We start from the raw sequence: 19,578 nt of genomic DNA, 5'->3' as shown, positions 1-19,578 counted from the left end.
CCTTCTTTCTGAAACCATTTTACCATTTTTTATAAGAGAACGGTAGTATAAATCATCAATCACCCTAACAGATAGCTTCCTACAACAAAAAAAGAATCACAAAGGCAATTCTTTTTCTTTTTGATTTCTTTTCAAGGAAAAGTGATCTGGTACTGGATCTTTACCCGTTTTAGACCAAGGATGGCAACGTAATATCCTAGCCAGTCCCATGAGGACCCCCTTGAGGCCATGTTTTTCAATAGCCTGAATCATGTAATTTGAACAAGTGGGCTCAAATCTACAAGAAGGTGGAAAAGCCGGTGATATGAAGCGTTGGTAAAAGCGCACTGGTGCAATTAAGATTTTTTTCATTATTTATTGGTTACAGCCATAGTGTGTAGTTGGCTAATTTCTTTTTTGTTAAGGCGACGGGACTCCCCTGGACGAAGACCAGTTAAGTCTAGATGCCCAAAACGAGTTCGAGAGAGTTTATCCACTTGGAGGCCAACAGCTTCAAACATTTTTTTGACCTGATGGTTACGCCCTTCATGGATGGTCAACTGAACCACTGAGCGGTTTTTTACGGGATCTACTTTGAGAATCTCGTAAACAGCCGGTTTGGTCTTCTTGCCATCAATCTCAACTCCTCTAGTCAAGGGGCGAAGATTATCTTTATCAGCGATTCCTTTCACACGCGCAACATAAACTTTGTCAATTTCATTACGAGGATGAATCATCTCATCGGTAAAGTCACCATCGTTGGTCAAAATCAAGACACCTGATGTATCCCAGTCCAAGCGACCCACAGGGTAAATACGCTCTTTCACATTGGGCAAAAGGTCGACAACCGTTTTACGACCCTTATCATCCGTTACACTGGAAATCACTCCACGTGGTTTGTTAAGCAGATAATAGACTTTTTCTTCGTTATAGATGGGTTGGCCTTCAACTTCGACCTTGTCGCCTGACTTGATTGTCGTTGCTAATTCACGTACCACCTGTCCATTGACAGTTACCAAGCCCTGCTTGATTAACTCCTCTGCTTTTCTCCTACTGGCCACTCCTGCGTGGGCAATATATTTATTGATTCTCATCTTCTTCTATCCTTTCACCAAATAATTGGCTTTCTTGTGCTTGGATATCAAGCTCATCAATTATTGGTAGTTCTTCCAAGCTGTTAATACCCATGTAATCTAAGAAATAATCTGTTGTTACATAGAGATTAGGGCGTCCGAGAACTTCCTTTTTCCCATCTTCTCGTATCAACTCAAAGGCCTGTAGCTTAGCTAGCGCTCCACTTGAATTGACCCCACGAATGGCATCAATCTCGATCCGTGTGATAGGCTGCTTGTAGGCAATGATGGACAAGGTTTCAAGGGCAGCCCGAGATAGGCTCTGGTTGATGGGGGCCTTAGAGTATTCTTTCAAAACCTCTGCAAATTGAGGCTTGGTGACTAATCTATAAGAACCTCCTGTCTCAATCAGGGCTAGACTAGAATCCTGGTCTTTTTCATACTTTTTGGCTAATTTTTCTAAGCTTTGCTGAATTCCAGTCGGTGGAAGCGATAGAACCTCCGCCAGCTGGCGAACTCTAATTCCATCTTCCCCCGCTACAAACAGGAGTGCTTCTATTTTTGCTAAAGTACTCATACTTCCTCTCTATCAAGCCTGACTTTGCTCTACTTGATTTTCCTCATTCTTTTTCATGAGATAGATATCTCCAAAACTCTCTTTTTGAATCAAGAGAATTTCTTGGGTTTTAATCAACTCCAAGGTTGCTAAAAAAAGTGTAATGACCTCTTGCAAATCCTTGGTTTCTTTAAACAAATCCTGCAAGCATAATTGTTGACCTTCAACCAAGGCTTCTCGGACGATAACCATCATGTCCTCAATCTTATACTCATCTCGTAAAATAGTTGTATGATTTTTCGAGAATTCTTCCTTTTTCTTGGTCAGTAAGGTTGAAAAAGCTAAGAATAGATCGATCGTGGTCTTATCATGAGCAAGTTCAGCATCCTCATAAATCAGCTCTGTCGGCGCCTTTGAGTAATATTGAGCTCGTTCTTGGTGCTTCACTTCCAACTGCTCTCCCAAAAGTTTAAACTTGCGGTATTCTTCAATCTGAGAAAGGAGGTCCTGCTCAAGGTCATCCTCCAAATCTGTCACTTCTGCAACCTTTGGCAAGAGCTTGCGACTCTTAATCAGCATCAGCTGGCTAGCCATCACCATATACTCGCCTGCAACTTCTAAACGCATGGCTTGCAGGGTTGATATGTAGGCTAGATATTGCTCGATAACCTCTGTGATTGGCACATCATAGATATCCATCTGGTACTTTGAAACCAAGTGTAAGAGCAAGTCCAAAGGACCTTCAAAATCTTTTAATTTAATATCCATTATCTATATTTTTCTAAGGTCATGACTGTCTTTAATCCTAATTTTTTAGCAATTTCGTACAAGTCAAGCTTTTCTTCGATTTGTCTTAATATAAACTGTTCTCTCAATCCTTGGGCAGATAAATCTGAAAAACCTTTTTCCTTTAAAAAAGCTTCCAACTGACGAAAGGCCCACTGACGGGAGTACTGTTTCCCAGCTTTTTCAAAGAGATAGGTCTGCCCCATCAAAGGTTCTAACTCCGTAAGCAAGTTTGTGGGAAGACTCAAGACTCTTTGTTGAGAGGCTTTATTGATTCTCAATACTTGAAAGTCTAGATTCACATCACTTGTTTTTAAGGCTAGAATTTCACTCGGCAAGAGGCCCAAGTCTACTATTAATAAGGCTAGCAAGCGCCCTTCTGGATAGGTACTTTCTTGCCAGAAAGAACTCAAGTCTAAAAGTTCTGACTTGACTTGTTTTTTCTCAGCCTGTTTCGGCAATTCCAAACGGTAAAAAGTGCCAATCTTTTCTTTCTGGTATAAAAAGTAAAGAAATTGGTTGCAAGCGGAAACTTTACGCTTTTGGGCACTGATTTTAAAATTTGATAGCTGAGCTTGATAAATTTTTAAACTTGTCTCAGAGATTCGTTCTCCAACAAGAGTTAAAAACTGCTCCAAATCATACTTATAGGACTGTTTAGAATTGCTAGATAGATTTTGTTTTTCTTCTAAAAATGCTGAAATCCATTCTCTCATTTGCTTCGAATCTCATATTCTTTACTAAAATCATGCAGAAGGGCATTGACAGCCTTGAGGATTGACTTCCGCGTGATAATCCCTTGGAAAATACCATCCTTATCAACGACTGGCAGGAAAGACTCATCCACTAACTTATGTAAAACATCCGTCAATGTATAGTCTGGACTGACAACTGCTACGTCCTTCTTGGTCATGTGAACGATATCCATATCTGCCATGACTTCCTGACTCAAGCCCTGCTCCATTTGGTATGCAAAAATATCTCTAAGCCCAATGGTTCCAACAAATTTTTTCTCAGCAGTCACTACTGGCACCCTGGTATAGGTCATCTGGCTAAGAAGGAGAATTGCATGATCTGCATTGTGACTATCAATGAGCACAGCCAAATTTTCAGCAGGTGTTAAAAAGGTTCCCTCTTGCTCCAGTAAAAACTGTTCAAATTCTTTGGCAATCATCGAGCAAACTCCTTGGACAAGCCTGGATAGATCTCATGCTCACGTGTCAAAAAGTCCACTTTAAAGTAGATATCATCAATCTCCACACGAGCATAGAGACATTCTCTGATCGTCCCACGTGGCTGACTGATAGAACCAGGATTTAGGAAGAGAGTCTTTCCCTCCATCCAAGCATCTGGAACATGCAAGTGACCATAAAGACAGATATCTGCATCCTCCTCTTGAGCCCAAAAATCAAGCTTTTGGAAATTAAAGTTAATATCAAATAAATGCCCATGAGTTTGGATAATCTTGGTAGGACCAAGTTGAGTCACCAAACGTTCTGGATAATCTGAGTAAAAGTCCATATTCCCCTTAACAACGTGGATACCTTCCCAGAGTGGTGAATCAGGGCGAAGCTCCGAGTCACCATCGTGAAAAATTGCATCAACTTTTCCAAGATAGCGGTCACGGATTTCTTCTACAATCAAGCTATCTCCATGAGAGTCGCTCATTACAATGATGGTTTGCTTTGCCATGATGGAAATACCTCCAAAAGTTTCTTAACGGCTAAGGCACGGTGAGACTGACTATTTTTTTCTTCAAGGGTTAATTCGGCTGATGACTTCCCAGTCTCTCCTACTAGGAAGAGCGGATCATAGCCAAAACCATTTTCACCCTTTGGTTCAAAATTAATGTAGCCTGGCCAATCAGCTTCGACAACCAAGCTTTCCTTACCTGGACTAGCTACGACCAAGGTAGTGTGGAATTGAGCCGAACGATCCTTGAGTTCAAAGACCATAGCCAATTCGTGCAAGAGTTTGGCATTATTCTCTTCATCACTTGCTCCTACTCCTGCAAATCGAGCTGACCAAACACCTGGTAATCCACCGAGGACATCAACTTTAAGACCAGAATCATCTGCTAGAACCATCTTGCCTGTCAATTTGGAGATGGTTTCAGCCTTAAGGCGAGCATTTTCTTCAAAGGTCATACCAGTTTCAGCAACTTCAGGCAGATCTGGGTAATCATTGAGATTCTCCACATCATAACCTAGCTTATCAAAGATAGCACGAAATTCCTTGGTCTTACCCTCATTACGAGTTGCAATCAACAAGGTTTCTCTGACTCTGCTAGTTTCAAAGAAGGCTTCAACATCAACTCCTTCTTTAGGCAATTCTACATGCAAGAGTTTCCCATTTTCGACCAAAAGCAGAGCTCCTTGGCGTTGAATGACTTCTAAGTTTCGATTTGCTTCTTGGTTAAGTATATCTACTATAAAAGAGAGTAGTCTATAGTCTGAACTATATCGTAAAACAGTGACTGAAAGTGGAAATCCTCTCTCCTCATCTCGAAAGATTTTGGACAAATCAAATAAAGGAAACTCTAACTCATCATCCGTCAAAGTCCGAATGCCACCAAAAATACTATAGGAACCGACATACCAATCCTGATCGTCCTTGTATTCATAAATGTTGTTTGTCATAATGTTACATGCTCCACATGAATCTCTTTTTCTAGCCATTCTGCTCCGATTTGAGCAAAACTTTGGCTATTTGCAGTTGTGTAAAAACGATGTTGTAGAGGCCCTACATCGCGGCCACGATTAATCTCGAAATAATTGAGTAAAACAGAGATATCCCGCACGCACTCTGCACCACTATCAATCAGTTTTACGTCTGGCCCCATCACATTCTGGATAATGGGTCTTAGAAGCGGATAATGGGTACAACCCAAAATCAAGCTGTCTACCTTGCCTACCAAGGGGCGCAAGGTTTCATAGACTACTTTCTTGGTCACACTGGTTGAAAGGGCACCAGACTCAACCAAGGGAGCAAACTTAGGACAAGACAAACTCTCCACCTGTAAATTAGGATCTAAGTCATGGATTTTTTGACGATAGATATCTGATTGCACTGTCATCGGTGTTCCAATTACACCGATTTTACCACCCTGACTTGCTTTGATAGCTGCTGAAGCACCTGGCAAAATCACACCCAGCACAGGGATATCCAGTTTGGATTTGATTTCTTCCCAGACAACTGCTGTTGCAGTATTACAAGCGATGACAATCATCTTGACATCCTTAGTCAAAAGAAAGTTGACCAACTGCCAAGTATATTCACGAATTTGCTCAGCAGGACGAGGCCCGTAAGGTGCCCGTGCCGAATCTCCAATATAGACGATTTCTTCATGAGGAAGCTGGCGCATGAGCTCACGTACAACAGTCAAGCCTCCAACGCCCGAATCCAAAAAACCAATTGGTCGATTATCCATATAGTCTTCTTTCTAGTCTTATTTTTCTGATTGATAGTTCATCATGATTACTAAGTTCCGATGAAATTGATGACAGATGATCGGTTGCAACTGTCTCCTTCTTAATCATAATCAAATATCAATAGAATGCAAGGAAAAAGTCTTTTTTCTAAATAATAGTTGAACATAGTGAGAAGTCTGGAATTTTCATCCCAGACTTTTCCTATTTATTTCTTTTTATTGTTAGCAAGGGCTGATTTTTGTTGGCGGATAATTTGGTGATAAACTTGTTGCACCTTAGCCTCGCTTGGTTTTTGTCCACTAGCACTTAAAAGCGTACGAACAGCTTCAGCATTTAAACGTGGGTTGTCTGCAAATTCTTTTTCAACTTGCTTACGCACTAAGTACATTCCACCAAGTGCACCTCCTAGAAATGCTAGAACAATCAATAAAATAGCTAAAATTAAATCCATCATTTTTCTCCTGTTTCTTTTGGAATCTTATATATTATACCATAAAGTCCTAAGCCTGACTAGTTTGATTTATGTTTTCAAAAACAACTAACTATCATCTCAATTCACTTGTCCTATATAATTAACTTACTTAATGCAAATTATAAAACTAGAACATACACTTTCTATAAAATAAACTAACTAGGTTTATAAAATATTTTGACACATCAATACATTTGCAATCGTAAAATTTTAGAGTTTAACTACACTACTTCCTTCGAAATAAAAAATATTTATATAAAGAAAAAAAGTTTTATAACTTCTTAGAAAAATCCCAAAGAAGTTATAAAACTAATGTTATTTAACTTGTTGTTTGTAGTTTTCCAATTCTGCTTGGTTAGCCCAAACATAGTGACCTGGACGAATTTCATGCATAGATGGCTTATCTGTTTCGTAGTCATGTTGATTTGGATCATAGACTTTCAAAACTTTTTCGCGCTCTAAGATTGGGTCTGGTATCGGAACGGCTGATAACAATGCTTGAGTATAAGGATGGATTGGATTGTTAAACAATTCTTCTGTTTCTGCAACCTCTACAATCACTCCCTTATAAATAACCGCAATTCGATCAGAGATAAAACGAACCACTGACAAATCATGGGCGATAAAGAGATAGGTCAAGCCCAATTCCTTCTGGAATTTCTTGAGCAAGTTCAAAACTTGGGCACGAACTGAAACGTCCAAGGCTGAAATCGGCTCATCTGCGATTACAAAGTCAGGTTGCATAACCAAGGCACGAGCAATACCAATACGTTGACGTTGTCCACCTGAAAACTCATGTGGATAACGTGTCAAGTGTTCTGCCAAAAGTCCAACTTCATGAATAATGTTTTGAACTTTTTCTTTTCGCTCTTCTTCGTTTTTGAATAAGTGGTGATTATACAAACCTTCAGAGATGATATAATCAACCGTAGCACGTTCATTCAAACTAGCAGCAGGGTCTTGGAAAATCATCTGGATACGGCGAATTAATTCAGCTGCTTGTTCACGAGATTTTTTCCCATTGATTTTTTGTCCATCAAAAATGATGTCACCCTTGCTAGTATTATTTAAACCGATGATAGCACGACCAATCGTTGTTTTACCACTTCCTGATTCACCAACAAGAGAGAAGGTTTCTCCCTTGTTGATAAAGAAGTTAGCATTTTTTACGGCTACAAACTTCTTGCTTCCTTCACCGAAGGAAATTTCTAAATCTTTAATCTCTACTAATTTTTCAGACATTTCCTTCCTCCTAGTTTTCGAGATGAGCAAAGCCCATTTTTTCACGAATCTTATGGTGTAAATCTGCAATTACCGCAGGTTTTTCTACTTTTGGAGCTTGTTCATGAAGCAACCATGTTCTCGCCCAGTGTGTATCAGACACTTTAAATTGAGGGGCTTTTTCTTCAAAATCAATTTGCATCGCATAATCTGAACGAAGGGCAAATGCATCCCCTTTCAACTCCGCATAGAGTGATGGAGGTGTACCAGGAATTGAATAAAGCTCCCCTTTGTCATCTGCCAACTGTGGCAAACTAGACAAGAGACTCCATGTGTATGGATGACGAGGGTCATAGAAAATTTCCTCTACGGTACCGTACTCAACGATTTCACCCGCATACATAACAGCAACCTTATCAGCAATACTTGCTACCACACCAAGGTCATGGGTGATGAAGATAGTTGTGAAATGATACTCTTTTTGAAGTGATTTTAACAAGTCAATAATCTGAGCTTGAATGGTCACATCCAAGGCTGTCGTTGGTTCATCACAAATCAAGATATCAGGGCGGCAAGCAAGTGCAATCGCGATAACGATACGTTGACGCATTCCTCCAGAATACTGAAATGGATACTCTTCAAAACGTTTTTCAGCATCAGGAATTCCGACTTTATTCATATAATCGATAGCCATTTCTTTGGCTTCTTTCGCGGTCTTTCCTTGGTGCTTAATGATAACTTCAGTGATTTGACTACCAATTGTATTAATAGGGTCAAGACTGGTCATTGGATCTTGGAAAATCGTAGCAATCTTAGCCCCACGAATATTTTCCCAATCTTTATTAGAAGAAAGGGCAGTTAAATCTTGGCCACGATAGTTAATGCTACCTTTGGCAATACGTCCATTTTCCTCCAACATCCCTGTGAAAGTTTTTGTTAAAACGGATTTTCCAGAACCAGATTCCCCTACTAGAGCCAGTACTTCACCTTCAACCAAATCAATGGAAACGCCACGAATCGCTGTTAAAACTTTGTCACGAACGTCAAATTCCACAACAATATCGCGAGCAGTCAAAATTACATTATTTTCTTTTGTCATGTCTACTCCTATCTATGTGTACGTGGATCACTTGCATCCGCTAAGTTCTGACCAACAACGAAGAGGGATAATGATACTAGAATCAAGGTCGTCAATGGAATCCAGAACAAGTAAGCATTGGTTGTTACGTTTTGAGAGTAATCTGAAATCAAACGTCCCAAACTTGGTACTGTAATTGGTAAACCAAGCCCAAAAAATGAAAGGAAGGCTTCATAAGAGATAAAGCTTGGAAGCATCAGTGTCATAGTTGATACGATAACTGATACCAACTGAGGCATGATATTCTTGATAACAATCTTAAAGGTTGGTGTCCCAAGAGTACGAGAAGCAAGGTTATATTCCAAATCGCGGTAACGCATGATTTGGATACGAATTGAATAGGCAATCCCAATCCAAGTCGTTACACTCATGGCAAAAATCAAATTCCAGAAACCTGCTCCGATTGAGTAAGTTAGGACGATAACGATCAATAGGTGTGGAATGTTTGAGATAACGTTATAAACTTCCATCATGACGCGGTCAACAGATTTTGAGATTCCCCAAATACCACCGACTATAATCCCTATCACAACGTTGATGAAGGTTGCAAGGACAGAAATCAAGATAGAGTTACGAGCTCCAAACCAAACACCATCAAATAAAGACTTACCGTTACTATCTGTTCCAAACCAATATTCTCCATTCGGTTTGATATAACGAGCACTAAAGTCATTTACCTTACTAACATCGTTATAGTCAAAATTAGAGAACATTGGATAAATGAAACTCATCAAAATAACTGAAATCAAAATCGCTAGCATAACGATTGTTGATTTCTTTTTCATAAATTGTCTGAAAACAGAACCCCAGTATGAATAGGCAGGAGCATCAATTGCTTCAGAGGCAAAATCGTCACGTTTTACAAACTTAAATTTCTCATTACTAATTGTAGACATTATTTGCCTCCTTTCTCTGTCAATTTAATACGTGGGTCAAGCATTGTCATCCAGATATCTCCAATAAACAATGAGAAGATGGAGATACAAGTGAAGATAAAGACAAGTCCAACTACCATAGAGTTATTTGAAGCTTTGACAGAGTCAATCAACATTTTACCCATACCAGGATAAGCAAAGACTGTTTCAGTCAAAGTAGCTCCACCGATAACTCCCATAATAGAAGCCGGAATACCAGAAACCAATGGAACCATGGCATTTTTAAAGATATGCTTGTTAGAAATTTCTTTTTCAGACAATCCTTTTGAACGAGCAAAACGTACAAAGTCTTGAGATTGCAAGTCAATCATATAACGGCGAATCCAGATAGCCGTACCTGGTGCCCCCAACAATCCTAAAATGACTGCAGGTAAGATATAAGAGCGCACATCTCCAGCTCCCAAGATTGGGAATGAATCTGGAAGTCCGATAGAAGATCCAATCAAACGGATGATATAAACTAAGGCGATTGTTGGAAGAGCCAACAAGAAAGTCAAAGCACCTGTAGAAAAACTATCAATCCAAGAATTCTTATGGCGTGCCATGAGAGATCCAAGAGGAACTGCAATTGCATAAGAAATAACTAAACCAATCAAACCAGCAATAGCTGAACTTGTAATCATTGAAGGATATTGATAGTTGCTTTCAGTTGCAGTGTATGGATCATCCTTGCCGTAGTTTGCCACTTCACGGGCATCAGCTTGGCTTGGAGACTTATAAGTTCTTGAGTAAATATTGACAGATGACGTCTTTTTACCTGTTGGGAATTGAACCTCTGAAGTCTTCGTTTGACCTTGTCCTTGAGTGATTACTTGAAGAACAGGCGTATTTGCGTAGGTTGGATAAGAATCACCTAAGTTAATATTCACAAAGTTCTGATGGACAAACGGGAATTTATTGTTAAAATACAACAAATATTTATGCTTAGTTCCTGAACCGACTAAAGACCAACCAATAGCTGGGTCATTTTCAAATCGTAGATAACGCTGCAAGTTGGGATTTTCAGGATCTTGAATTTTATTTGTATGATCAATATCAATCAAATTAGCATAGAATTTGAATACACGTTCAAAAATTGGAATTTCACGCGTCGCATAAAATTGTCCACTTTCTGTGAATTCACCCAATTTCCAACCATGTCCTAGTTGTTGGATATACTTCTCATAAATGGCTTTATTAGTATCATTTGCATCAACTGTTACAGAGGAATCCATGCTACTAGCTTTTTCTTGCAACTCTTTTGTATCGTAATACTCAATGTATCCCATACGTTCATAAACGGTATTTTCATAATTATCCCGTTTATCCGCAGTAGTTGCGATCTTATTATAGTTCGGGTCCTGTTTGAAGATTAATTGCCGAGGAACCATCGTATAGATAATCGTATAGGTCAAGGTCGTTACTAGAAAAATAGAAACCAGTGACCGCAAGATACGCATAAAAACATATTTTCTCATATTATTTCCTTTAAAATCCCAAAAGAACCTTCTCCTTTAGGAGAGAAAGTTCTGATGAGCATTATTTATTTCACATGACTCGCTAATTCTTTTTGAGCTTTTTCGTTTGCTTCTGCTTTTTCTTTAAGCCATTTTTCACGAGCTTCTTCGTATTGTTTCTTCGTTACAGGTTTGCTTTGTAATTGAAGATACTTGAAGTAGATATCTGATCCTTTATCTCCAGATTGAGCATAAGTAGCCGTGAATGGTACTACGCGAGAGATGACTGGAGCAGCACCCGCACCTGTCATTGTAGGCATGAAGAGTGAGCTATCTGTTAACCAAGCTTGAGCAGCTGCATATTTTTCATAACGTTTGTTAAGATCTTTTGTTTCTTTGCTAGCTTCATCGACTAACTTATCATACTCTTTCAAACCAACTTGTTGAACTGCAGCGCTATCTGGATTATCGTAACCCATGTAGCTCTTAGTGTTTGCTTTATTAGTTGTTTTTAAGATATCCAAGTAAGTTGATGGGTCTTGATAGTCTGGGCTCCAACCAACTGCACCTGAAAGATCCCAGTCTTCAGCAGCTGCATTTGGTGCATAGTAAGTAATATTGTTCAACTCGTCTTTAGAAACTTGTTGGATATCAATCACTACATTATCAGTTCCAAGCACTGTTTCAACTGATTGCTTAAGAGATTGGATACGAGCAATATAGCTCTTAGTAGTTTGGTCAACTGGAATATCCAAATGGATTGGGAATTTGACACCTTCTGCTTCTAAGGCAGTTTTAGCTTTGGCAAACTCTGCTTTAGCTTTATCTGCATTGTAGAATGCATCTTGTCCATCAGCGAATTTCACATCTTTCCACTCATCTCCATAGCTAGCCATCTTTTCAGCAACCATATCACCGAAGGTCTTACCATCAGCAGAGACAAAGTCCGGTTTTACAAAAAGATTTCGAATTGCAAGAGCTGCTGCATCTTTACCATTTACTTGAGCAGAGTATGAATTACGGTCAAGCGCAAAGTTCAAAGCTTTACGGAAATCTTTGTTAAGAAGAGCTTTCTTAGTAGATGTTTTTTCTTCATCCGTAGTTTTTGAAGTATATTTATAACCTTGACGGTCAATATTCACACCAATACCGAAGGTACTTGAACCTGCTGGAGTGTAGTAAATATTGTCCTTGTAAGTTTCTTCAACTTTAGAGTAGTTTGAGCTAGTTGGGAAGAGACGGGCAAAGCTATAAGCACCACTTGTAAAGTTACGTTCAAGCGATTCTTGGTCTGAACCATCATAGAAAGCAAGATTTACTGTATCAAGATGGACATTGTCTTTATCCCAATAGTTTGCATTTTTAACAAATTCGATAGAAGACTTGGCTGTCAAAGCCTTAAGCAAGAATGGTCCATTGTATAACAATGAAGTTGGATCAGTCGCTTTGGCAAAGTTCTCACCTTGTGATTTTTCAAACTCTGCATTCAATGGCCAGAAGATACCGTAAGACATCTTAGAGTTCCAGTATGGTTCTGGTTGGTTCAATGTATATTGAAGAGTATAATCATCAAGAGCTTTCACACCAACTGTTGAAAAATCTGTTGTTTTTCCTGAAACATAATCAGCCAAACCTTTAACAGAATCTTGTGCTAGGTAAAGTGCTTCAGATTTTTTATCTGCAGCGTGTTTCAAACCGTTGACAAAGTCATTGGCTGTAACTTCCGCATATTCTTCTCCGTCAGAAGTGTACCACTTCACACCTTTACGAATCTTATAAGTGTAAGTCAAGCCATCTTGAGATACTGACCAGTCTTCTGCCATTGCTGGGGTAATATCACCATATTTATCATTTGTGAAGAGACCATCAATACCATTTGAAGTAACGATTTTCGTACTTGATTTACCTGAGATGAGGTAATCCAATGTTTCTGGGTCAGCAGAATAAACATAACCATAAGCTTTTGGTGCTTCTGCATCAGAAGATTTTGAAGAACCACAAGCTGCAAGGGTAGCTGATGCAAGCAGGACAACACCTGCTACAGCAAGAATCCGACTTTTTTTCATGTCTCATAACTCCTCTTTTTCTAAAAATTTTGAGATACTGATAATTATAACACAGTTTATTTAAAAAGTAAACAAATTTTCAGAATATTTTGTCATACCGCTTTCAAAACGGTGAAAACTTTCTATTTAAGAATAGAAACTATTGACGAGAATAAAATTTCAATGTATAATAATAAAAGTCAAGGCGGTATAGCCAAGTGGTAAGGCACGGCTCTGCAAAAGCTTGATCGTCGGTTCAAATCCGTCTACCGCCTCTATATTGAACTAAGACTCCGGATGGGGTCTTTTATTTTTAACGATGAAAAAGCTTTATCAGTATTTAGCTGATAAAGCTTTTATTCAGTTTCTTCTTCGACTTCAAGTTCTTGAATCTGAACCTTGACCTTTGTTACACGGCCGTTCTTGACCTTGTCGTTGGTCAAAGTAATTTTTTTATTACAATTTTCTAACTCATAACTGAGTTTTTCCGTTGTTGGTATAGTTCCTACACCTGTCAAATAATAACCGGCGATGGTATCAACATCGTCGCTTTCTAACTCTAAATCAAAGTAATCATTAAAGTCATTCAAATTCATGGTGCCTTGAACGATATAGGTATCTTCACCTATCTGATGGACTTCTACTTCTGCCTTGTCAGTTTCGTCATCAATATCACCAACAATCTCTTCCAGCAAATCCTCGAGAGTGACCAAACCTGCCATTCCTCCGTATTCATCGAGAAGAATAGCCATTTGTCTTTGTGAATTTCTCAATTCTTTTAACAAATCGTCCACAAAAATAGTTTCAGGTACAAAGAGTGGTTCCTGTAAAATTTTTCTCAATACAATATTGTCAAAACCATCGTCAAAGCCTGCTTTTAACAGGCTCTTGGTATGAATCAGACCAATCACGTTATCCTTGTCATCATCATAAACTGGAATTCGAGAAAAGTTTTGTTTTAAAATGCTTTCGATAATCGTCTGAGTATCATCTTGAATATCAACCATGAAGGCATCTGTTCGTGGGACCATGACTTCACGCGCCATAAGCTCGTCAAGCGAGAAAACCCCTTGCAGCATTTCAATTTCATCAGCATCCAAGGTTTCTTCACTATTAGTAAGCATATACTCAATCTCATCACGAGTCATTTTTTCATCTGCATCGTCAAATGTCATTGGTGTCAAGCGACTCAAAAGATTGGTTGATGCCGATAACATCCAAACAAAGGGACTTACAATTTTACCAAGAGCAATAATAAATGGTACTGTTCGGATAGCCAAGGAATCCTTAAGGTTTAGAGCAATTCGTTTGGGATAGAGCTCACCAAAAACGATAGAGATATAGGTCAAGAAAGCAAGTGACAGGAAGCTTGCAATTGCATGTGCAGATTCGCTATTTCCCATCCAAGAGGCAATCAATTCTCCAAGAGAACCCGCCAACTTCGCACCTGACAAGATCGTAATTAAAGTAATACCAACTTGAATGGTTGATAAAAAGTGATTTGGGTTTTCAAGTACCTTTAGCAAACGGATATAGCGTTTATCACCTTCTTCAGCTTTTTGTTCAACACGCGACCGGCTAAGGGAAACCATGGCCATCTCTGTCGCAGAGAAAAAGGCATTTAAAAAGGTCAAAACAACTAATAATACAAACTGCAGCAACAAATTCTGACTGCTCGGGTCTTCCATTTTCCTTCTCCTAAAAAGTATAATTGACACTATTATACCACATTTTTTATTTTCTACACATTAATTTTCAATTTCTATAATAAAGCCCCTATCGAATCGATAAGGGACTTTCTTACTATTAGTTCTTTGTAACTGTAACTTCTCCGGTGCGATAATTTAATTGAATCCCCTTTTGAACATTCGGAATTACAACATTAAATTCCAGTTCTCCGTCAGAAGATTTCGCTTCTATCTGAGATGCGGAAGGAACTAAGTCTTCTTCTGTAGCATATAGTAGCGTAACACGGTAACGCACTCGTTTATTCTGATCCAGTGCTTTTCGAACTAAACTTTCATAGTAGTTTTGTCCAGTTGAATCATCTGCACGTGCTTGATTGGCCCAAGCTGTCTGTACTGCAATATTTTTAGGATTACTGGTAGATGCATCGAAGCCATCTAAACCACCAATCAAGGCATAGCCTAGTAAATGCCCTCTATCCACTGCGTGATTGTAACTACCTTTTAGGTTCTTGACCTGATGCCATCCCGCTGGTGTCCAAGACGTTGAACCATTCCCAGTCTCTTCACGGTCTTTATACTGTCGAGTCGCCTTTGACATGAGAGCATTGGCTACAGTTGGGATAGTCTCCCCTCCTACAGTTTTCGTCTTATTATCAGCATAGGGTTTACTCGATACCTTAGCGTCTAGATTTGTTTTATTCCCATTAACTATGAAGGAACCTGCTCCATTCCACTCAAGAGTTCCCTTTATTTGTTTTTTGATTGAGTCAGTCAGTACACTCTCCGCCAATTCTTGACTAGGAGTGTCAAGCGACTGCGATTTTTGTGTTACTTGTGTTTGCCGTGCACTATTGGAAGTCTGCATCCTTTTAATGTAGTAACTTCCTATCGACAAGAGTAGAAAAATCAGAAGACCTATAAGGGCTTGTCTGGTTTTTTTATTCATGTTTCCTCCTTGTTTTTTATCCCTAGAAAAAGGCCGGTGTCCCAGCCTATTTTCCTGTAAATTTTGAAATCAATTCATGCCATTTTTCCGGTGTTAGTATTGCCCACGGATCTTGGCCTTTCCCAACTAAGCCATAGCCAATCATTAAACCGACGCCAATTGCTAAAATTCCTAGAAGTAAAACAACAATAACTAATAGAAATCGGCGTAATACATAAGTTACTTGTTTATTCGTCTTCATCAGCTTCCACACTTACCCGTTTAATATTAGCTCCTAACTGAGCCAATTTTTCATGGAAACGATAATAGCCTCTATCTAGATGGACAAGTTTCCCAACAACTGTCTCACCTTCAGCCACTAAACCTGTCAAAATCAAGGCTGCACTAGCGCGAAGGTCTGTAGACAGGACCTCTGCTCCTTGGAGAGCTTGCCCACCGACGATACGAGCTGTATCACGAATGATTTCAGAGTGCAAACCCATCCGGCGCATTTCCTCTAGATGTTGGAAACGATTCTCAAATACAGTCTCCACCATGGTTGATTCACCTTGAGCAACCGTCATAAGAGCCGTGAACTGTGCTTGCATGTCTGTCGGAAATCCTGGATGAGGAAGTGTCTTAACATGAACAGCCTTTAACTTATCACGCTGAAAGCGGATACGAATTCCTTCGTCTTCATCAATAACTTCAACACCCATTTCCTGCAATTTAGCAATCAAAGGGCGATTGTGTTCCCAGATAGCATCTTGAATCAAGACATCTCCACCTGTCATGGCTGCCGCCACCATAAAGGTCCCAGCTTCAATACGGTCCTGCACAACCTTATGTGTAGCGCCGTGTAGTTTTTCAACACCAATGATTGTCACTGTTTCTGTCCCTGCACCTTTGACTTTTGCGCCCATTTTATTTAAGAGAACAGCCAAATCAACAATTTCGGGCTCGCGAGCAGCATTTTCAATAACAGTTATGCCGTCAGCAAGTGTTGCAGCCATCATCAAGTTTTGGGTTGCCCCAACACTAGGAAAGTCCATATAGATATGAGCTCCATGCAAGCGTTCTGCCTTCGCCTCTATGTACCCTGCTGTTTGAGTGATCTTAGCACCCATTGCTTCTAAACCTTTAAGGTGAAGGTCAATAGGACGACTACCAATCGTACAGCCACCAGGCATCGAAACTTTAGCGTGACCAACTCTAGCTAGGATTGGACCCAAGACTACAATAGAGGCACGCATCTTACTAACATACTTATAAGGAGCTTCTTCTGTGATATCTTCTGTTGCATCCACTTCAACAACATGTGCCTCTTGATCAAAATTAACCTTCGCATTTAATCCACGAACTACCTGGTTCATGGTAAAGACGTCTGATAAAATCGGAACATTTTTTAAAACTGTTTTTCCTTCACTTGCTAAAATAGTCGCCGCAAGTAGTGGTAAAACTGCATTTTTTGCACCTTCAATAGTGACGCTTCCAACTAGGCGATTATCGCCACCTTGAACTACAATTTTTTCCATAAATATTTTCCTTTACTTTCAAGTTAAAACAATGTTCGTACTGCTTCTTGCCATAGTTGATAGATATTTAGGAAAAAAGAACTGATTAGATATCCTAAACCGATACTACACAAGACTACTAAAAGTCGTACCTTCCTCGCATTGTCCTTGGTCACCTTCAAGATTCGATCCCATTTAACCAAGTCTTTCAAGAGTTGAAAAACTAGGTAGACAAAAAACATATGACTACTGAGGGTAAAAAACAACTGAATCATCTGCCTATTATACCATCTTCTCTTTTTCTATGCTAGTCTATGAGCTCACACTTTAATTATGGATTGTTTTTCAAGTAATCAATCGCATCTTGAAGCGTTTTGACTGGAACAATCTTCATGTCTGTTTTAATCATTTCAGCTGCTTCTACAGCTGTGTCATAATTACTTTTAGCGTTTGGATTTGCCTTTTTTGCTTCTTCAGAAACAGGATTATTAGGAGCGAAAAACACAGTAGCTCCTTTTTTAGCAGCAGAAACAACCTTTTTATCGATGCCGCCAATATCACCTACATTCCCATCTCTGTCGATACTTCCTGTACCAGCAATGACACGCCCATTTCGAAGAGTAGGGTCTGCAATTTGCGTATAGATGGATAAACTAAACATCAATCCAGCACTAGGACCACCAATCCCAGCAGTTGAGAAACGGATTGGCACGTCACTAGATACTTCTGTGCGGTCAATCAGACCGATTCCAATACCATTTTTCCCATTTTCGAGGGTAATGATTTTACCTTCAGCGGTTTTGACTTTCCCATCTTCTTGGTAAGTAACCTTAACCTTGTCACCTAGCGTTTGAGAGTTAACGTAGTCGACCATTTCCTTGGAGCTCTCAAAAGTCTTATCATTCACAGCTGTCACGGTGTCAGCGATATTAAGAACTCCCTTAAAAGTTGAGTTATCTGTCACAGTCAAAACATAGACCCCCAAATATTTGAGTTCTATTTCCTTACCCGCTGTCTTTAGACCTTGATATTTAGCCATATTTTGCGAAGTTTCCATATAAAACTGATTGATTCGCATAAATTCCGTATCAGATGAACCACCTGTCATCTCTTTGGCGCTATGTATGTCCGTAAATGGTGTTAACCAGGCATACATCAAGTCAACCAGCCTGGCATGTTTAACTCCAACCGTCACAAATTGGTAGGACCCCTCCTCTTGGTCAGGTTGATTATTGACCAATAAGACTTTTCGAATATCCTCTGCAGTTCCTGGAACCTCAATGTAATAAGGCAGCGGCACCGTAAAAGCTATAAAAGTGATAATGAGGCCAATAATTAGATATATGGGCCATCTAGTCTTTCTCTTCATTCTTTAACTCCTCTAGGACAGCATTTGGCACATACTTACTGATATCTTGACCAAATTTCAATAGTTCTCTCACAGCTGAAGAGCTGATGTAAACATGCTCTGGGCGACTATGGAGATAGACTGTCTCAATCTCTCCTACTAATTGATGATTGTAAAAATCAAAACTGGCTTCATACTGAAGATCCGCAGCGTTACGCAAACCACGAACAAGAACATGGACACCCAGTTTTCTAGCAACATCAACGACTAATTCATCATGAGAGGCAATGACTTGGACATTTTTTAGGTGTCCCACCGCTTTTTCAACCGTCTCTAGCCGACTTTCTATCGGTAAAAATCCATTTTTGTTTGGATTATAAAAAATTCCTACATATAATTTATCAAAGAATTTACTTGCACGTTCAATAATATCCAAGTGCCCAGTAGTCATCGGATCAAACGAACCCGTGAACAACCCAATTTTATCTGACATAAACCGTCACCTTACTAATTCCATATATTTTTTGCTTCCAAATACCCAAACAAGCAATCTCTTCTGGAAGTTCTACTGTTTTATCGGTCTCACATACCACCATGACATCTTCTGAAAAAAGATTTCTCTCCGCCATTTTTTCAATGTCAGACGCAATCTGTTCCTTGGCATAAGGAGGATCCAAAAAAATGAGATCAAAGACGCCACTTACTTGTTCCAAAGCACGGCTAGACTCCATTTTTAATAGTTGAAACTTAGAGGTTTCTTTGGTCATCCCTATATTTTCTGCAACGATGTTCTGGGCTCGACGATCTTTCTCGACCAGAACTGCACTCGACATTCCTCTTGAGACTGCTTCGATGGATAGACCACCACTTCCAGCATAAAGATCCAGAACACGGCCACCATCAAAGTAGGGGCCAATCATATTAAAAATCGCTCCTCTAACCTTGTCCGATGTTGGTCTAGTCGTTTTTCCCTCTAGCGTCTTTAAAGGGCGCCCTCCGTAAAATCCAGATACAATTTTCATACCGTCTAT

At 39.5% G+C, this 19,578-nt stretch carries 23 protein-coding genes and 1 tRNA gene; 1 reads left to right on the top strand and 23 read right to left on the bottom strand.

Annotated elements, in window-relative coordinates:
- Positions 1-96: 96 nt before the first annotated feature.
- From yidD to HMPREF9180_RS02875, 15 genes are all read right to left on the bottom strand, one after another.
- On the bottom strand, positions 97-351 hold the full coding sequence (gene yidD / locus HMPREF9180_RS02945) for a membrane protein insertion efficiency factor YidD (RefSeq protein ID WP_006144907.1): 255 nt from the start codon (positions 349-351) through the stop codon (positions 97-99).
- Positions 351-1,073, bottom strand: a complete 723-nt coding sequence (locus HMPREF9180_RS02940) for a pseudouridine synthase (RefSeq protein WP_006144906.1) — start codon at positions 1,071-1,073, stop codon at positions 351-353. Before HMPREF9180_RS02940 ends, yidD begins: the two co-directional genes overlap by 1 nt.
- Positions 1,060-1,629 carry an SMC-Scp complex subunit ScpB gene (scpB, locus tag HMPREF9180_RS02935; protein ID WP_006144905.1) on the bottom strand — a complete coding sequence of 190 codons (570 nt, stop codon included), beginning with the start codon at positions 1,627-1,629 and terminating at the stop codon, positions 1,060-1,062. The genes HMPREF9180_RS02940 and scpB overlap by 14 nt, the downstream gene beginning before the upstream one ends.
- 12 nt (positions 1,630-1,641) lie before the next feature.
- Positions 1,642-2,376 (bottom strand): segregation/condensation protein A, encoded by a 735-nt coding sequence (locus HMPREF9180_RS02930; RefSeq protein ID WP_006144904.1) that lies wholly within the window; start codon positions 2,374-2,376, stop codon positions 1,642-1,644.
- Positions 2,376-3,110, bottom strand: a complete 735-nt coding sequence (gene xerD, locus HMPREF9180_RS02925; RefSeq protein ID WP_006144903.1) for a site-specific tyrosine recombinase XerD — start codon at positions 3,108-3,110, stop codon at positions 2,376-2,378. Before xerD ends, HMPREF9180_RS02930 begins: the two co-directional genes overlap by 1 nt.
- Entirely contained in the window at positions 3,107-3,568 is a 462-nt protein-coding gene (cbpB, locus tag HMPREF9180_RS02920) for a cyclic-di-AMP-binding protein CbpB (protein ID WP_006144902.1), read from the bottom strand. Before cbpB ends, xerD begins: the two co-directional genes overlap by 4 nt.
- Complete coding sequence (locus HMPREF9180_RS02915) at positions 3,565-4,086, bottom strand: metallophosphoesterase (RefSeq protein ID WP_006144901.1); 522 nt, start codon at positions 4,084-4,086, stop codon at positions 3,565-3,567. Before HMPREF9180_RS02915 ends, cbpB begins: the two co-directional genes overlap by 4 nt.
- Positions 4,062-5,033, bottom strand: a complete 972-nt coding sequence (locus tag HMPREF9180_RS02910; RefSeq protein WP_006144900.1) for a nucleoside-triphosphate diphosphatase — start codon at positions 5,031-5,033, stop codon at positions 4,062-4,064. Before HMPREF9180_RS02910 ends, HMPREF9180_RS02915 begins: the two co-directional genes overlap by 25 nt.
- On the bottom strand, positions 5,030-5,824 hold the full coding sequence (gene racE / locus HMPREF9180_RS02905; RefSeq protein WP_006144899.1) for a glutamate racemase: 795 nt from the start codon (positions 5,822-5,824) through the stop codon (positions 5,030-5,032). Before racE ends, HMPREF9180_RS02910 begins: the two co-directional genes overlap by 4 nt.
- A gap of 206 nt (positions 5,825-6,030) precedes the next feature.
- The gene (locus HMPREF9180_RS02900; protein WP_025168592.1) at positions 6,031-6,276 is read right to left on the bottom strand and encodes a YneF family protein; all 246 of its coding nucleotides are present in this window, start codon (positions 6,274-6,276) and stop codon (positions 6,031-6,033) included.
- A 336-nt stretch (positions 6,277-6,612) separates the two neighbouring features.
- Complete coding sequence (locus tag HMPREF9180_RS02895) at positions 6,613-7,539, bottom strand: ATP-binding cassette domain-containing protein (RefSeq protein ID WP_025168591.1); 927 nt, start codon at positions 7,537-7,539, stop codon at positions 6,613-6,615.
- A 10-nt stretch (positions 7,540-7,549) separates the two neighbouring features.
- Entirely contained in the window at positions 7,550-8,617 is a 1,068-nt protein-coding gene (locus tag HMPREF9180_RS02890; protein WP_006144895.1) for an ABC transporter ATP-binding protein, read from the bottom strand.
- Between the two features lie 8 nt (positions 8,618-8,625).
- On the bottom strand, positions 8,626-9,552 hold the full coding sequence (gene oppC, locus HMPREF9180_RS02885) for an oligopeptide ABC transporter permease OppC (protein ID WP_006144894.1): 927 nt from the start codon (positions 9,550-9,552) through the stop codon (positions 8,626-8,628).
- The gene (locus tag HMPREF9180_RS02880) at positions 9,552-11,048 is read right to left on the bottom strand and encodes an ABC transporter permease (RefSeq protein WP_006144893.1); all 1,497 of its coding nucleotides are present in this window, start codon (positions 11,046-11,048) and stop codon (positions 9,552-9,554) included. Before HMPREF9180_RS02880 ends, oppC begins: the two co-directional genes overlap by 1 nt.
- Positions 11,049-11,113: 65 nt before the next feature.
- Positions 11,114-13,093, bottom strand: coding sequence for a peptide ABC transporter substrate-binding protein (locus HMPREF9180_RS02875; RefSeq protein WP_006144892.1), 1,980 nt, complete (start codon positions 13,091-13,093; stop codon positions 11,114-11,116).
- A 183-nt stretch (positions 13,094-13,276) separates the two neighbouring features.
- Here HMPREF9180_RS02875 and HMPREF9180_RS02870 point away from each other — a divergent pair.
- A tRNA-Cys gene (locus tag HMPREF9180_RS02870) sits at positions 13,277-13,347 on the top strand.
- Between the two features lie 81 nt (positions 13,348-13,428).
- Here the strand turns inward: HMPREF9180_RS02870 and HMPREF9180_RS02865 are convergent.
- From HMPREF9180_RS02865 to rsmD, 8 genes are all read right to left on the bottom strand, one after another.
- On the bottom strand, positions 13,429-14,760 hold the full coding sequence (locus tag HMPREF9180_RS02865; protein WP_006144891.1) for a hemolysin family protein: 1,332 nt from the start codon (positions 14,758-14,760) through the stop codon (positions 13,429-13,431).
- Positions 14,761-14,878: 118 nt separating this feature from the next.
- Entirely contained in the window at positions 14,879-15,706 is an 828-nt protein-coding gene (locus HMPREF9180_RS02860) for a DNA/RNA non-specific endonuclease (protein ID WP_006144890.1), read from the bottom strand.
- 46 nt (positions 15,707-15,752) lie between these two features.
- On the bottom strand, positions 15,753-15,947 hold the full coding sequence (locus HMPREF9180_RS02855) for a DNA-directed RNA polymerase subunit beta (protein WP_006144889.1): 195 nt from the start codon (positions 15,945-15,947) through the stop codon (positions 15,753-15,755).
- Positions 15,934-17,220 carry a UDP-N-acetylglucosamine 1-carboxyvinyltransferase gene (gene murA, locus HMPREF9180_RS02850; RefSeq protein WP_006144887.1) on the bottom strand — a complete coding sequence of 429 codons (1,287 nt, stop codon included), beginning with the start codon at positions 17,218-17,220 and terminating at the stop codon, positions 15,934-15,936. The genes HMPREF9180_RS02855 and murA overlap by 14 nt, the downstream gene beginning before the upstream one ends.
- A gap of 23 nt (positions 17,221-17,243) precedes the next feature.
- Complete coding sequence (locus HMPREF9180_RS02845; protein ID WP_040287833.1) at positions 17,244-17,474, bottom strand: DUF1146 family protein; 231 nt, start codon at positions 17,472-17,474, stop codon at positions 17,244-17,246.
- A 56-nt stretch (positions 17,475-17,530) separates the two neighbouring features.
- Positions 17,531-18,568 carry a SepM family pheromone-processing serine protease gene (locus HMPREF9180_RS02840; RefSeq protein WP_006144885.1) on the bottom strand — a complete coding sequence of 346 codons (1,038 nt, stop codon included), beginning with the start codon at positions 18,566-18,568 and terminating at the stop codon, positions 17,531-17,533.
- Positions 18,552-19,040 (bottom strand): pantetheine-phosphate adenylyltransferase, encoded by a 489-nt coding sequence (gene coaD, locus HMPREF9180_RS02835; RefSeq protein ID WP_006144884.1) that lies wholly within the window; start codon positions 19,038-19,040, stop codon positions 18,552-18,554. The genes HMPREF9180_RS02840 and coaD overlap by 17 nt, the downstream gene beginning before the upstream one ends.
- Positions 19,030-19,569, bottom strand: coding sequence for a 16S rRNA (guanine(966)-N(2))-methyltransferase RsmD (gene rsmD / locus HMPREF9180_RS02830; protein WP_006144883.1), 540 nt, complete (start codon positions 19,567-19,569; stop codon positions 19,030-19,032). Before rsmD ends, coaD begins: the two co-directional genes overlap by 11 nt.
- Positions 19,570-19,578: the final 9 nt, after the last annotated feature.

This window comes from Streptococcus peroris ATCC 700780 (assembly GCF_000187585.1).
Classification (GTDB): domain Bacteria; phylum Bacillota; class Bacilli; order Lactobacillales; family Streptococcaceae; genus Streptococcus; species Streptococcus peroris.
Note: the sequence above shows the minus strand (reverse complement) of the source record. Positions and strands in the feature narration are given on the sequence as shown.